The 15,533-nt window shown below is 54.0% G+C and carries 16 protein-coding genes and 1 other RNA gene; all 17 read right to left on the bottom strand.

Translation table 11 applies throughout. The features are described 5' to 3' along the window. The coding region (locus GX030_05425; GenBank protein NLV91822.1) for a hypothetical protein at window positions 1–295 on the bottom strand (295 nt) is incomplete at its 3' end. 33 nt (window positions 296–328) lie between these two features. Beyond that, on the bottom strand, window positions 329–520 hold the full coding sequence (locus GX030_05420) for a DUF1292 domain-containing protein (protein NLV91821.1): 192 nt from the start codon (window positions 518–520) through the stop codon (window positions 329–331). A 78-nt stretch (window positions 521–598) separates the two neighbouring features. Continuing rightward, complete coding sequence (gene ruvX / locus GX030_05415) at window positions 599–1,033, bottom strand: Holliday junction resolvase RuvX (protein NLV91820.1); 435 nt, start codon at window positions 1,031–1,033, stop codon at window positions 599–601. Between the two features lie 23 nt (window positions 1,034–1,056). Then, the gene (locus GX030_05410) at window positions 1,057–2,001 is read right to left on the bottom strand and encodes a 4Fe-4S binding protein (protein NLV91819.1); all 945 of its coding nucleotides are present in this window, start codon (window positions 1,999–2,001) and stop codon (window positions 1,057–1,059) included. A gap of 33 nt (window positions 2,002–2,034) precedes the next feature. Then, window positions 2,035–2,307, bottom strand: a complete 273-nt coding sequence (locus GX030_05405) for an IreB family regulatory phosphoprotein (GenBank protein ID NLV91818.1) — start codon at window positions 2,305–2,307, stop codon at window positions 2,035–2,037. Between the two features lie 149 nt (window positions 2,308–2,456). Further along, entirely contained in the window at window positions 2,457–5,096 is a 2,640-nt protein-coding gene (alaS, locus tag GX030_05400) for an alanine--tRNA ligase (protein NLV91817.1), read from the bottom strand. Between the two features lie 137 nt (window positions 5,097–5,233). Further along, complete coding sequence (locus GX030_05395; GenBank protein ID NLV91816.1) at window positions 5,234–6,259, bottom strand: AI-2E family transporter; 1,026 nt, start codon at window positions 6,257–6,259, stop codon at window positions 5,234–5,236. A 28-nt stretch (window positions 6,260–6,287) separates the two neighbouring features. Then, window positions 6,288–6,521 (bottom strand): hypothetical protein, encoded by a 234-nt coding sequence (locus GX030_05390; protein NLV91815.1) that lies wholly within the window; start codon window positions 6,519–6,521, stop codon window positions 6,288–6,290. A gap of 49 nt (window positions 6,522–6,570) precedes the next feature. Further along, window positions 6,571–7,107 carry a hypothetical protein gene (locus GX030_05385; protein NLV91814.1) on the bottom strand — a complete coding sequence of 179 codons (537 nt, stop codon included), beginning with the start codon at window positions 7,105–7,107 and terminating at the stop codon, window positions 6,571–6,573. A gap of 134 nt (window positions 7,108–7,241) precedes the next feature. Further along, window positions 7,242–7,634 carry a Fe-S cluster assembly scaffold protein NifU gene (nifU, locus tag GX030_05380; protein NLV91813.1) on the bottom strand — a complete coding sequence of 131 codons (393 nt, stop codon included), beginning with the start codon at window positions 7,632–7,634 and terminating at the stop codon, window positions 7,242–7,244. A gap of 28 nt (window positions 7,635–7,662) precedes the next feature. Next, window positions 7,663–8,784: a cysteine desulfurase NifS gene (gene nifS, locus GX030_05375; GenBank protein NLV91812.1), complete on the bottom strand. Its 1,122-nt coding sequence runs from the start codon at window positions 8,782–8,784 to the stop codon at window positions 7,663–7,665. Window positions 8,785–8,867: 83 nt separating this feature from the next. Then, window positions 8,868–9,320, bottom strand: a complete 453-nt coding sequence (locus GX030_05370; GenBank protein ID NLV91811.1) for an Rrf2 family transcriptional regulator — start codon at window positions 9,318–9,320, stop codon at window positions 8,868–8,870. A gap of 384 nt (window positions 9,321–9,704) precedes the next feature. Further along, a complete protein-coding gene (locus GX030_05365; GenBank protein ID NLV91810.1) occupies window positions 9,705–11,042 on the bottom strand; it encodes an AAA family ATPase in 1,338 nt (445 codons plus the stop codon). A gap of 38 nt (window positions 11,043–11,080) precedes the next feature. Beyond that, window positions 11,081–11,806 carry a tRNA threonylcarbamoyladenosine dehydratase gene (locus GX030_05360; GenBank protein NLV91809.1) on the bottom strand — a complete coding sequence of 242 codons (726 nt, stop codon included), beginning with the start codon at window positions 11,804–11,806 and terminating at the stop codon, window positions 11,081–11,083. A gap of 126 nt (window positions 11,807–11,932) precedes the next feature. After that, window positions 11,933–12,116, bottom strand: a non-coding RNA gene (gene ssrS, locus GX030_05355) — 6S RNA. A 236-nt stretch (window positions 12,117–12,352) separates the two neighbouring features. Further along, entirely contained in the window at window positions 12,353–14,170 is a 1,818-nt protein-coding gene (aspS, locus tag GX030_05350) for an aspartate--tRNA ligase (protein NLV91808.1), read from the bottom strand. 53 nt (window positions 14,171–14,223) lie between these two features. Next, on the bottom strand, window positions 14,224–15,486 hold the full coding sequence (locus GX030_05345; GenBank protein NLV91807.1) for a histidine--tRNA ligase: 1,263 nt from the start codon (window positions 15,484–15,486) through the stop codon (window positions 14,224–14,226). Window positions 15,487–15,533: the final 47 nt, after the last annotated feature.

Here is a 15,533-nt window from a genome sequence, read left to right as displayed (position 1 = left end):
TTCTCACGATGGATTGTTCTTCCAGCAACCTCCCGATCTCGGCACTACTGCTCCCGGCAGGAATGTGCAGAATCGACTCCACTGCCAACTTCGGGTTGGCCAAGGGCAAGGAAGCGTGGGAGGAGACAAAGCCAAGTACCATCAGCACTACGGCACCAAGGGCAACTATTCCCACCAGGAACTGCAACACCCAGTGTATCCCTTGGCGAAGATAACAGCGCCATCGCTGCCAGGGAATCGCAACAAAAACACCTGCGCCCGTCGCTGTCTGATCACGTTTGTCCATCTGCTGCAACCTGCGCTCCCCTCCCTACCGGCACCAAAGCCACTAATCCTCGTTGAGAATCTCTTCGATGGCCTTACTTACGGCATCGAATTCATCGTCATCATCGATGGGACGCAAAATCTCTTCTCCATGCTCATCGGTTTCAACGGCGAAAATGATCGCACCAAACTCAGGATCCTCCACCGGCTCCAACAATACGTACTTCTTGTGATCAATTTCGAAGGCCTCGACCAAAAGAAACTCCTATTCGTTGCCCGCTTCATCGACTAGGGTAATTAAGTCTTCCTGTTCCGGCATAGTGCTGCCCCCTTATTAGTCATCAACCTGATGGGCTTGCGCCCGTCTTCGATCTAACCACGTCTGCAAAATCACTGCGGCAGCCACCTGATCAACAACTTTACGTCGCTTCTGGCGACTGACATCAAAGGTCAACAGAGCCTGCTCTGCGATGGCCGTAGAAAACCGCTCATCGGCATAGTACAGGGGAAGCTGCACTTGCCGCTGAAGCCTATCTGCCCACTCCCTTACGCCTTGGGCCTCGGGACCTTCAGTACCATCGGTGCGAATTGGCAAACCCACCACCAATGCTCCGATCTCGTATTCGGCAATCACCTGCCGAATACGGGCGGTGTCCTTCTTCCATCCCACCCGGGGCACCACTTCAATCCCGGTGGCTACCAGCCCCAACTCATCACTTACCGCTAGGCCTATCGTTTTGCTTCCCAAATCTATTCCCAAATAACGCACTACTCACGCTCTCTCCTACTAACCTAAATGACCTTCAAGGCAAACTCAGGGCAGCGGGCGGCACAGTATCCACAAAGAACACACCGACTGGGGTCGTGATGCAGCTTTCCGTCCCTTAGGGCCAAGGCCCTAGAGCTGCAGGCCTGGATACAGGTACCGCAAGCGGTACACCAGTCATCAATGTGCAGCTGTTTCAAGCTCCCGGCAGCAGCTGCCAACAGTTCTTCGCTGTCCCGCCCTTCGCAGATGGCCACGTTGGCATCCACCTCGGCCTCTGACTGCATGCCCACGGCAACGGAATGCACATGGGGATTACTAAAAGCCCACTCCAAGCTGGCCCGGACATCGTGATACAAATGCCCCCCGGCCAGAGGCTTCATGGCATAGACGCCCTTACCCATTAGATGAGCAAATTCGATGGCATCCAGCATGTCCGCAGCTGTGCCTCCAATAATTCCCAGACCCAAGGGGTTAATCAACGGGCTGATTACCTCAATTTCTGGAACTTGAGCTCCCTGGCGGACGGCGGCTACACAATGGGTGGAAATTCCCACCGCCCTAACGATACCCTTTGCCTTGGCCTCAAACAAAACCTCCAAGGCTGGCCAATGGCCCCGAATGGTATGTATTGACTCCTGTTCATGGAGCATGAAGATGTCAATCACATCCCGTTGGAGTCGCTGCCTAGCTTCCTCCAGGGCCTCTACCATCAGTTCCCGGGTGTAGGCATAGGATTTGGTGCAAATGACGACGGGACGATCCCAACCCTTTAGGGCCTCTCGGATGTAATCATAGGCATCATACAGCTGAGCGGTATCGATGAAATTAACTCCCAGTTCCAGAGCTCGGCGAATCACTCGCGCCCCTGCTTTGATGCTCATATTTTTCTGCAAGGGGCTAATGGTAAGGGCCCCAAAACACAGATGGGAAACTGTAAGACCAGTTTCCCCTAAAATCCGGTATTTCACTCATTTCACTCCACTTTTGCCACCAACAGCCAATTATCTGTCACCCTTAGCTTGGAGATGTTCAGCATAGAAACGAACTAAGTACTCGACCACTTCATCCCGTTCAACGGTTCTGACTACATCCCTTGCACCCATATGGCTGGTGATATAGGTGGGATCCCCAGTTAGCAAGAAACCCACCAACTGACTGACAGGATCGTATCCCTTCTCCTGCAGTGCCCTGTACACTAGGTCGAGAATTCCCGAGATTGCGTCTTCCCGGCGCAGGGCTCCGAACATCGTAGTTCGTTCAGCCTTGTCGTCCATTGCCAACACCCCCAGGGTTTCAATGGTATAGGACTGTAGACCTATTTGTCCTCATCTTTTCCTTCTGCACGGGACAATGGCATTCCTGCACAAGTGAGGGAAGCGAATCAAAAGGACTTGATCGCTTCCCCTCCGGTCCTATCTCACATTTAGTGGGTCACGGTGTTGACAACGGCCTGATAGGCTACCTGGAGACTATCGGCTAGCTTCTCGGGATTGCGTCCACCGGCCTGAGCCATATCGGGACGCCCGCCGCCCCCGCCTCCTGCGACCTTGGCCGCCTCACGCACGATATTTCCAGCATGGATTCCCCGGTCCACAGCCTCGGGAGACACCATGGCCAAGAATAGTACTTTATCATCGACCTTGGATCCCAGCACGATGACACCGGAACCAAGTTTTGTCTTTAGCTGATCACCGATGGTCCGCAGGGCACTGGCATCTCTGGCTGTAACCTCGCTGACCAGGACCTTCAACCCATCGATGGTCTCAGCTCGCTCCACCAGCTCAGAGGCCGAGCTGGCGGCTAACTTCTCCTGTAGCGATGCGTTTTCCCGCTCCAACTGCTTAATCTGAAGCTGGAGTCGCTCCAGCTTTTCCACTACCTCCCTGGGGGTAGTCTGTAGTTCTTGGGCCACCTGATTAAGGATCCGCTCCCCTTCAGCCACATGCTGCAAGGCCGCCTTTCCAGTCACAGCCTCGATCCGGCGCACTCCGGCGGCAACGGCACCCTCTGACAGGATCTTCAGCAACCCAATCTCACCGGTCTGCCGCACATGGGTGCCGCCACATAACTCCTGGGAGTAGTCGGCGATGGAAATAACCCGTACGGCATCACCGTATTTTTCATCAAACAGAGCCGTTGCACCCTGGGCAATGGCTTCATCATAGGACATCATATCGGCCTGCACCACGAGGTTAGCCAAAATCTTGGCGTTAACCTCTGCCTCAATGGCAGCCAGTTCCTCCGGCGTCACAGCGGCAAAATGGGTAAAGTCAAAGCGCAGCCGATCGGGAGCAACCAAAGACCCCGCCTGGTTGACATGCTCACCGAGGACGTTTTTCAAAGCTTGATGCAGCAGGTGGGTGGCTGTATGGTTTCGGGCCGCTGCCATCCGATCCTCGCGATAAACGGTGGCCAGGACCTCCTCCTTCACGTTGATGGTTCCCGCGGCAACGACACCATGGTGAATAATTAGCCCCTGACTTTCCCGGGACACTGACTCCACGGTGAAGGCCCCACCCTTGGCAGTGATAGTACCGTTATCGGCAACCTGCCCACCGCCCTCAGCATAGAAGGGAGTCTTATCGATAACAACCTCAACCCGTTCTCCCTGATGGGCCGACTCAACTTCCTGCCCATCCCTAATAATGGAAACAACCTGGGCCGCCATCTCCATTTGATCGTAGCCGACAAACTCCACGTTGTACTTGGCAGCCAGTTCCCGATAGGCAGAGCCCTTCTCATCACCCAGGTATCCCTGCTTAGCTCGAGCTGCCCGGGCCGTCGCCCGTTGTTGCTCCATCCGTTCATTAAACCCAGCCTCATCCACTTCCAGCTGGTGCTCTTCAGCGATTTCCTTCGTTAACTCGATGGGAAAGCCATAGGTATCATAAAGTCGGAAGGCGACGTCGCCGGGAATTTCCTTCTCACCGGCAGCTTCTAAGGACGCGATGATTTCCTCGAGCAATGTGGTTCCCTGCTGCAGGGTACCGAGGAACCGCTCCTCCTCCATACTGAGAACCTTGTGGATGTACTCCCGCTTCTCCAGCAGTTCTGGATACCCAGGAGCCATCTGCTTGATCACGACATCGATTACCTGGCTTTGGAATCTTTCTTCCATTCCCAATAGGTGCCCATGGCGAATAATCCGTCGCAACAGTCGACGCAGGACATAACCCCGGCCCTCATTCCCGGGCAGGATGCCATCTAAGGCCATGAAGGTGATGCTGCGAGAATGATCGGCAATCACCCGAATACTCTTATCGATGGCGGGGTCCTTACCATACTCCACACCCGCCAACGCTGCAACCTTCGCCACAATGGGAGCCACGATATCGCAGTCAAAGATGCTGTCCACATTCTGCAGCAGACAGGCTACCCGCTCCAAACCCATTCCGGTATCGATACTCTTTTGCTCCAGGAGATGGTACTCTCCCGCTTCATCCTTGTGATACTGGACAAAGACCAGATTCCAGATCTCTAGATACCGATCACATTCACAGCCCGGCTTACAATCGGGATCACCGCAGCCATACTCCGGTCCACGATCGTAGTGCAGCTCCGAGGAGGGGCCGCAGGGTCCAACCCCGATTTCCCAGAAGTTGTCTTCGCCAAGGCGAACGATGCGTTCTGCAGGAATCCCGATCTGGCCCCAAATCTCCTCGGCTTCGTCGTCATCAAGATGGACGGTAATCCACATACGGTCTTGGTCCAACTCCAAATGCTCCGTCACAAACTCCCAAGCCCAGGCAATGGCTTCCTTCTTGAAGTAATCTCCAAAGGAGAAATTGCCCAGCATTTCAAAAAAGGTACCGTGACGACTGTTGTTACCAACGGAATCAACGTCGGCGAGACGGACACACCGCTGGCAAGTAGTAACCCGGGTATACTCCGGCTTTTCCTTACCCAGGAAGTATGGCTTAAAAGGCACCATGCCGGCCCCTGTCAACAGCAGGGTAGGGTCGTTGTGTGGGACCAAAGACGCCCCCGGTAGTCTCTTGTGCCCCTTTTCCTCGAAGAATTTCAGGTAAAGTTCTCTTAACTCATCACCAGTTAACGCTTTCACCGACTACTCCTCCCACTAATGACAAGGCCGGCTCCACGGCCGTGGCCGCCGACAAAAATATTCCAGTCATATACCTATACTATCATATCCAAAGGATGACAAGCCTGTCAACACAGCCCATTCCCTGTCATGAAACCCTACAGCACCTGGCGCAATACGAAACTAATGCCTGTTTTGAGTACCGCCGCCACCGGCACCGCCAGCAACATTCCCCCCACCCCAAACAAATGACCCCCCGCTAATACCACGAAGATCATTGTCAAGGGATGTAAACCCACGCTATCCCCGATGATCCTCGGGGCGATGATGCTTCCCTCCACGTTGTTGATGACGGTGAAAATCACTATCGTCCAAACTGCCTTCCATTCCGAATCCAACAACGCAAAGATCGTTGCTGGTATTCCCCCTAGCAAAGGCCCGAGATAGGGGATCAGATTAAAGATCCCGGCAACTAGTCCCAAGAGCAAGGCAAACCTTACCTTCAGAAGACCCAGGCAAATGGCGATCAACAGCCCAACAACAGCAGAGACCACAATCTGCCCCCGAATAAATCCATCCAGGACCCGATTGATATCCTGGATCAACTGGCGAACCTCGCCCTGATATCCCAAGGGAACCAACCGCCAGGCACCGGCCTTGAAGGTCTCCAGATCCCGAAGGATATAGAAGGCCAAAATGGGAACTAGGAATAGAGTAAACAGGCGAGAAAACATCCCCAAGAGAACGTCTACCAACCGCTGCACAAACCCCTCAATATACCCTTGAAACCGACTGGCGCTTTCCAGCACCGCCTCGGTGAAAGCTATCGGCAGACGAAATCGTTCCAAAGTCGCCAGCAGGCTGTTAACCAACTGCGACAGCTCCTTCATGTACCGGGGCAGAACAACGACAATCTGTTCCATTTCCTCAACCAATCTAGGTACAACCCTTGAGGCTAGAACTGCCAATACTGCTATCGATATGACGTACACCAGGATGATGGCAACGGAACGAGGAACCTGCCGCTCCTCTAGTTTCTTCACCGCCGGATTAGTAATATAGGCAAAAATCAGAGCAAGCCAAAAAGGGAACAAAATTCCCCTCACCAGATAGAGGAAAATTGTTCCCGCCACCACCAGACTAATCACTGTGAGTTGCCGCCATTGTCGGGGCTTGAGACCCATACCGACTACTCCCTGTATACCAACTCAACTACCGCAGGCTTCGCATCGCTGCTGATACCATGGTTCTACCGGCCTTCATTGCCGGATTGAGGCGTTGGGCACCGCTTTGCATCATCGAAGCGGTACGTCGTGCCATCTTAGCCATCCGATCAGCTTGATTGGACATCATCCGTTGAGCTCTGCCGTTATTTTGCGTCATAAAGTACCCCAAGGCAGCTCCAACTACCATGCCTGCGAAGAGGGTTCCTATAGACCGATTCATCCTACCATCGCTTCCTTTCCTGTGGATGTGACTTGCCATTAGCCCTTACCTACGTCTGGGGAAAAGATTCTACCGGAGCACACTTGTCCACCGTATCTTCCGGGACAATTAGGGCCTCGCTGCCCAGCTGATATTGACTGGAGGCTGGGATCACAACCCGACCGGTCAACAGGTCCTTAATCAACCCATCGGAGAGCTGAAACCCTAGAATGTCCCCTGTCTGGGTGTCTACTAGTACGTCATCTAGGGTACCCAGTAAAGTGCCCCCGGTGGTGATCACTGGCAAACCAACGATGTCGGGAGTCTGACTCCAAGTACCTCCCATGGACAAGATCTCATCCATCCTTCGCAGTACCGTCAGATCCCCAATGATCACTGCATCGCTACCCACCCGATGCACATCATCGAGCTTGATGACAAACTCCAAAGGCTTCCCCTCACCGTCCACCAGGTCCTTGGCGGTGACCAGTAGTGCCATTAGTTTGCTGGAGCTGACACTAAAGATGAGATCCTGAACTTGGCCCAGATTGCGTCCCGTCGAGAGGACAAACACATCCATCCCCAACAATCTCTTTCCCAGCCGCATGGTGGATCCCTCACTTACCGATGAACAACTCCATCAATAGTATGTCCGCTGCTGAGAGGACAAAAAACAAGCACACGGAACAACCGTGTGCCACTTGCTGGAGAATGATACTATAATAGCCGCAAAGGCCAATGTTATCCTTCCACCGAAGCCTTAGCTTCCCGCTTACTTCTCAGATCCTCGATGGCTTTGCGCAATGCATCGGCAGCCAAATTGGAGCAGTGCATCTTGACTGGAGGCAACCCATCGAGGGCATCGGCCACAGCCTTGTTGGTTACCTGCCAAGCCTCATCCAAGGTCTTACCGATGGCCATCTCCGTCACCATGCTGCTGGTAGCAATGGCGGCGCCACAGCCAAAGGTCTTGAACTTACAATCTATGATGCGATCCTGATCATCAACCTTAATCCAGATTTTCATAATGTCCCCACAGGTAGCATTGCCTACTTCACCAATCCCGTCGGCATCCGGAATTTCGCCGACATTACGAGGGTTGTTGAAGTGGTCCATCACCTTGTCCGAATACATCTCTAAAATCCCCTCCCCTTGCTGGTGCCTAATCGTTGTACAGCGGCGACATTTTCCTCAGTTTATCAACTATTCCGGGCAGAATCTCTAGCACGCGGTCGATTTCTTCCTTGGTCGTATCCCTACCCAGGGTCATCCGCAATGAACCATGGGCAATTTCGTGGGGAAGCCCCAAGGCCAACAGCACATGGGAAGGCTCCAAGGAACCGGAGGTGCAAGCAGAACCACTGGACGCCGCGATGTTGTTCATATCCAGATTCAGCAGCAAAGACTCCCCTTCAATGTACCGAAAACAGACATTGACGTTGCCCGGTAGCCGCCGAGTACGATGCCCGTTAACTCGCATATGGGGCACCTGAGACTCCAGACCCTCGATCAGATAGTCCCGTAATTCCGTGAGGCGAGCACTCTCTGACTCCATCTCCTCCGTCGCCAACTCCAAGGCCTTGGCCAGGCCTACGATCCCTGCCACATTTTCCGTCCCGGCACGATGGCCATTTTCCTGGGCCCCACCATGAATCAACGGTGAAAATCTCACTCCCCGTCGAACATACAGTGCCCCTACGCCCTTGGGCCCATAGAACTTGTGGGCCGACAAGGACAACATGTCGACTCCTAGATCCACCACATCAATGGGAATGTGCCCCACAGCTTGCACCCCATCGGTATGAAACACCGCTTGGTGGCCCTTAAGTATACTGGAGATCTCCTTAATCGGTTGAATGGTCCCGATTTCATTGTTGCCGTAAATGATGGAAACGAGGATGGTCTCATCGGTCAGGGCCTGACGCACCGACTCGGGATCCACTAACCCGTCGGAATCAACGGGAAGGATGGTGATTTTATATCCCAGCTTTTCCAGATACTCTACCGTGTGCAAGACCGCGTGATGCTCAATTGCTGTGGTGATAATGTGTTTCCCCTTGGATCGATTAGCGAGAGCAACACCAAAGATGGCTTGATTATCGGCTTCCGAACCTCCACTGGTAAACACAATCTCCTTGGGCATGGCCCCCAAGATATCTGCCACCGTCTCCCGTGCCTCGTCAACAGCGGCTCTGGCCTCTCTGCCGATTCGATAGATGCTGGAGGGATTGCCATAATGCTCCGATAGATAAGGCAACATCGCTTCCTTTACCTCCGACCGCATCGGAGTAGTTGCCGCATGGTCCAGATAGATTAATTCCTCCACGTGAATGCCCTCAATTCTCTTCGGTGTACCCCAAAGTGGGTTTAGATGTGATACATAAAAGAGTCTGCCCCCGAATTCATGGCCAATGCCCTCTGCTTTAGATCCTCCAGGGTTGTGGAATCAAGTACATCGGTCATGGAATCCCGCAGCCGTTTCCATAATTCTCGGGTGGCACAGCCTTCCTGCTGCCTACAGGGTTCACTGTCATCTTCATCTACACAGGCCATGGGAGAAATCGGGCCTTCCAACACTCGAATAACCTCACCGACTGTCATCTGCTGCGGATCCTTGGCCAGTTGATAGCCACCCTGTGCTCCCCTGACACTGGTCACCAAACCAGCCTTACGCAGACTAGCCATCAGTTGCTCCAGGTAGTGATCGGATATGTCTTGACGCTCGGCTATAGTTCTCAGGGAAATCGGCCCTTCTCCATAGTGCAAAGCCAGATCTAGCATAGCCCGGAGCCCGTACTCCCCTTTTGTTGAAATACGCATCTAGTCGAACTCCTCCTGGCGTTTTAATTCCGAGTAAACACATTGGATTTACCAGACTTATCCTATCACACCGGTTCAATACTGTCAATAATAAGGTTTTGCTATTTATCTCCCTCTAATCCAGCACTGCCCTCCGAAGAGAAAGCCCCGGCGGCAGGAGTTCGTTATCGCAACCCGAACTGATCTGATCAGCTATGAGTATGGAGGGTGCACAGTGTCTAAAGCCAGTGGGAAATCACGGAAAACAAGAAGGCTTTTTCCTAAAATACCTTCTCGGTATCGCCTATATCTCGGTGTCTTTTCCACCTTCTTTTTCCTCAGCCTTATCGTGACCGCGCTAGTTTTAATGTTTAGGGACCTACAGGCCAATTTGGATCGGCTGGCCTAGGATCGAGACCTCTCACCACCGGACCTTCTTTCCTGCCACACCTGGGCTAGCTTCTTTTCCTCCCCTTGGGTTGATGGATGATAGAAACACTGTCCTTGAAGACCTTCAGGGAGATACTCCTGATCCACCCAATGATTGGGGTAATCATGGGGGTACAAATAGCCCCTACCCAAACCCAGGCGCTCCATTCCCCCACTACTTCCATCCCGCAGGTGATTGGGGACACCATCGTCGGTTCCCTGCTCCACCGCTTGCAAAGCAGCATCCAAAGCCAAGTACGCAGAATTACTCTTCGGCGCCAAGGCCAAATAAATGGTGGCTTGGGCCAAGGGAATTCGTCCCTCCGGCATTCCCAGCCGTTCAAAGGCCTGCACCGCGCTGACCGCTACCCCCAAAGCAGCGGGATCAGCCAATCCAATGTCCTCCGCCGCGGAGATCAACAGGCGCCGGCCGATATACTCCGGGTCTTCCCCGGCATAGAGCATACGAGCCAGCCAATAGATGGCCGCCTGGGGATCGGAACCCCGAATGGATTTAATGAAGGCACTGATTACATCGTAATGCTCATCGCCGTCCTTGGTGTAGTTGACCCTCCGTCGCTGAATTGCCTGCTCGGCTATCTCCAGTGTAATATGCCTGTTACCATCGCCACCGGGGGCGGTGGTAAGAACCGCCAGTTCCAGCGCGTTCAGGGCACTGCGGGCGTCACCACCGGCCACTTGAATGATATGTTCCAGGGCTTGGGGATCAACCTGTGCCCGATACTGGCCCAGGCCCTTGTCAGTGTCGGTAAGTGCTCTGTGTAACAGGCGCTTCATGGCATCCTGGGGCAGGGGATGGAGCTGAAAGATGCGTGAGCGGGACAAAAGGGCTTTGTTGACGGTAAACATCGGGTTCTCCGTCGTCGCCCCGATGAGGATCACCACACCCTTCTCCACAAAGGGCAACAATGCATCCTGTTGGGCCTTGTTGAAGCGGTGGATCTCATCGATAAAGAGAATAGTCTTGCGCCCATAGTAGGTTAGCTCATTTTCCGCCTCAGTCACCACCGCCTTAATATCCTTAACTCCGGCCATCACCGCATTGAGGCTAACAAACCGAGCCTTGGTTTGCTGGGCCACGATTTCCGCCAGAGTGGTCTTACCGGTGCCCGGCGGTCCATACAGGATCATCGACTGAAGGCGATCAGCCTCGATAGCCCGCCGCAGTAGGCTGCCCTCGCCAACGATGTGATGCTGGGCCTCGAACTCTGCGAAGTCCTTGGGTCGCATCCGAACCGCTAAGGGCGCAGCATCCTGCTTGGCCTTGTCATTGGCACTTGCAAATAAATCCAGCAACAACTCCCCCTCCTCACCAACGCCATTCCTATGCCTTACCCCTTGCTAGCCCCCACCAGGTCATTGACTACTACGCTGGCAAGAATCATTCCCGCCACCGGAGGAACGTAGGAAACACTTCCGGGAACCCGCTTCCCTGGCTGACCCTCGGGATAGTGTGGGGTTTGCGGCCGTTCCGTTGAAAAGACTACCTTGACCCCATGATCAATGCCCCGCTGTCGCAGCTTCTGCCGAACAACCTTAGCCAAGGGGCAGGTGTGGGTCTTGCTAATGTCCTCTACCAAGAAGCGAGTTGGATCCAACTTGTTGCCCGCCCCCATGGCAGCCACAATTGGCACCTGCTTCTCGACACACCCGGCAATCAGCGCTACCTTAGCGGAAACCATGTCAATGGCATCAACCACGTAGTCCCACTCCGGGTTGATCAGGTCGACGTCGGTTTCCGTAAACATCTCAACCCTTGCCTCCACCTTGGCATCGGGATTAATCTCCGATACCCTGGCTGCCATCAACTGGGCTTTAGGCTGGCCCACGGTGCTTACCAAGGCCGGTAACTGTCGATTAATGTTGGTGACGTCCACTACGTCGTGATCAAAGATGATCAAATGCCCAATTCCAGCCCTAGCCAAGGCCTCCACGGCAAAGGAGCCGACCCCTCCCACTCCAAACACCGCCACGGTGCTGTCCCTTAATCGGGCCAGACCCTCAGCGCCCAGAAGCATCTGCGTTCTGGCAAATAGACTTTGTTGCCTTAGCGTCATTCCTTCGATTCCTCCATACCCTACTGCAGATAGATATAACCTAAGCCACCTAACAAAATTCTCTATAACAAAACCGGGTTCCTCCCCTACCAACCTAGAAGGTTGATACTGGAAGAACCCGGGTTAGGTATCCCCACCATGCCGCTGATGACTGGCCGTTGATGAACCTGCTCTATGCAGGTGGGTGCTCTCCCACCGGCTTTATGCGTCCCCGCTGAGGGGCTTGCACGCCACCGGTAGAGCCAAGCTCCCTTTGTTATGGTGTTGGCTCATAACAAAGCCAGCTTGACCACGAACACAGTAGGGCAATATTGACTTAATCCTTCACTTTGCCCTTGCAAAGTCTCTGTTTTATCCCTGTGGCCGGGGTTTCCCCGACCGCACATTCATAATACCACAGGGTAGAAGGCCTCGCAAGAGTTGATTTCTAGTAAAATTCACACATTCTTAACGATTAGCCCCAAACATCTCAGGGATTCGCTGTCTTTCCAGAGTTTAGCGGCTATTTCGCCGCCACATGCCCCTTGCATCCAAGGGCGGCATCTGCTACTCCCGTCCCGTCTCGACCTCCGGGGCCAGTCGCAACCCCAGCTCCCGTAACTGTTCCGAGGAAATTTCCGCGGGAGCATCGGCCAAGAGGTCAGCGCCGCTGGCAGTTTTGGGGAAGGCAATGACGTCGCGAATGTTGTCCCGCCCGGTGAGCAACATGATCAACCGATCCATTCCAAAGGCGATCCCACCATGGGGGGGTGCTCCGTATTCAAAGGCCTCGAGCAAAAAGCCAAAGCTGGCCTCGGCCCGCTCCGGAGAAAAGCCAAGAACTTCGAACATCGCTTCCTGTACCTCACGGGTATGGATCCTGATGCTGCCGCCACCAACCTCGTACCCATTGATTACCAAGTCATAGGCCTTGGCCCGGACTTTACTGGGGTCGGTCTTCAGCAGAGGAAGGTCCTCATCCATCGGTGCTGTGAAGGGATGGTGGGCGGCAACGTACCGCTTTTCCGTCTCATCATATTCCAGCAGCGGCCAATCGATCACCCAGAGGAAATCAAAGCGAGACTCGTCAATGAGGCCCAGCTTGTCTCCTAGATAGAGACGCAACCGGCCCAGAACATCCAAAGCTACCTTCTCTCTGTCCGCGACAAACAGCAACAGGTCCCCGGGCTTGGCTTCCATTGCCTCCAGCAGCCTTCTCAGTTCCTCCTCGGCGAAAAACTTGACGATGGAACCCCGGGCTCCCTCTTCCGTGGCGATCATCCAGGCTAGACCCTTGGCACCGTGTTTCCCGGCCAAGTCCACCAGCTCGTCGATTTCCCGGCGAGCAAACTTCTCACCGCAACCGACGGCATTGATTCCCCGAACGGTTCCACCGGAGGCTACGGTATTGGTAAAGATACCGAAACCGCAATTGGCCACAACTTCGGAAACATCCACTAGCTCCAGTCCAAAGCGGGTATCCGGTCGATCGGAGCCAAAGCGATTCATGGCCTCATCATAGCTCATGCGAGGCACCGGGTCTGGAAGGGTAACACCGATGGTCTCCGCAAAGATCCGCCGGATCATTCCCTCCATAACTTCCATCACTACCTCCCGATCGACGAAGGACATCTCCGCGTCAATCTGGGTAAACTCCGGCTGCCGATCGGCCCGGAAGTCTTCATCCCTGAGGCAGCGGGCAATTTGGAAATAGCGGTCAAAGCCACTGACCATCAACAACTGCTTAAAGAGCTGCGGCGATTGCGGCAGCGCGTAAAAACTACCCAAGTGCAGCCTGCTGGGCACCAGGAAGCTGCGGGCACCCTCGGGAGTATTCTTACCCAGCAAGGGAGTCTCGATCTCCAAGAATCCATGCTCGTCAAGATACCGTCGCGCTATCTGCATCACTCGATGCCGCATCATGAGAATCTCCTGCATTTCCGGGCGCCGCAGGTCCAAGTATCGGTATTTCAACCGCAGACTCTCGTCGACGTTGCTCTTACCATCCACGGCAAAGGGAGGCGTTGCTGAGCGGTTGAGGATATGTAACTCGGAGGCAACTATCTCGATCTCGCCGGTGGCTAAATTGGGGTTGACGTTCCCCTCCCATCGGGCCCTCACCCGTCCAACGGCATTAATTACGAATTCTCCCCGAAGTTTTTCGGCTATAGCAAAGGTTTCAGCGTCGATTTCCTGTGGATTAAAGACAACTTGTACTAGACCCGTCCGATCCCGCAGGTCGATGAAGATCACACCACCGTGATCTCGCCGGGTATTCACCCAACCGCAAAGGGAAACCACCTGACCCACGTGCTCGCTCCGCAACTGCCCACAATAATGAGTGGGCAACTGCCATGTTGTTGAACCCTGTCTTCCTTCTCCCATAGTCCTATGGCAACGCCAGTTGCCATCCACCTCCCTATTTATCTTCGGGCCTTTTACAGCACAGACTTGCAAAAGGATAATAGTTCCGTCAATGGAACCTCCTGTTGTTCTCCCGATTCCATATTGCGCACCGAGGCAACTCCCCGCTGCAGCTCGTCCTCTCCTAGAATGACGGTAACCTTGGCACCGCTGCGATTGGCGGATTTTAGCTGAGCCTTTAGGCTCCTGCCTTGGTAGTCAAGGTCCACACGGCAACCCTCATTGCGCAGGGCAAAGGCCAGATCCACGGCCTTACCACGAGCGGAGTCACCCAGACACGCCACATACACATCAAAGTCCAGACTTACCGGTATCTCTACCTTTTCCGATTCCAGGGCCAGCCACAAACGATCCATACCTGCGGCAAAACCCACAGCAGGGGTAGGTTGTCCGCCTACATCCTCAACCAACCCATCATAGCGACCACCGCCGGCAATGGAGCTTTGGGCTCCAACACCTTCGGAAATAATCTCAAAAACTGTCTTCGTATAGTAATCTAATCCCCGAACCAATCTCTTATTGATCACAAAGGGGATTTCCAGCGACCGGAGATAATCCTGCACCTTGGCAAAGTGCGTCTCACATTCATCACAAAGGTAGTCAGTAACCAAGGGGGCCTCTGCCGTGGCTTCCTGGCAGCTTGCTTCCTTGCAGTCCAACACCCGCAGGGGATTTTGCTCCATTCGCTCCTGACAGGTCTGGCACAAAACCTCGCTCCGCTGCTTCAGCCACTCCACCAATACCTCTCGGTACCGAGGACGACACTGGGGACAGCCAATGCTATTAATCTCCACGCGGAATTTTCGCAGGCCCAGCCTCTGGTACAACTCTACTGGAGCTGCGATCATCTCTACATCGGCAATGGGGTCAGCGGTGCCGATGCATTCGGCCCCAAACTGAACGAACTGACGATACCGCCCAGCCTGCGGGCGCTCGTAACGAAACATCGGGAAGGAATAATACACCTTGACGGGCTGAGAAGCTCCCTGCAGTTTGTGTTCTAGATAGGCACGCACCACCGAAGCGGTACCTTCTGGGCGAAGAGTCAGGCTCCGTCCCCCCCGGTCAGTGAAGGTGTACATCTCCTTTTGCACCACATCGGTGGCATCCCCGATCCCTCGAACAAACAATTCCGTATGCTCAAAAACGGGAGTACGGAATTCTTCATATCCATAATTGTGAAAGATTTCTCTAACCATGTCCTCTACGTACTGCCATCGCCGGGACTCTCCCGGTAGGATGTCGTAAGTACCCCTTGGGGCAGTAATCTCTGCCATCTTCTTGCCTCCGTTCCTCTGTTACGAAAAGAGTGGTGGATGTCCAC

The sequence above is a fragment of the Bacillota bacterium genome, from assembly GCA_012727955.1.
Taxonomy (GTDB): Bacteria; Bacillota; Limnochordia; order DTU087; family JAAYGB01; genus JAAYGB01.
The sequence above is the reverse complement of the archived record's forward strand: the minus strand, read 5'-3'. Positions and strand labels throughout refer to the sequence as shown.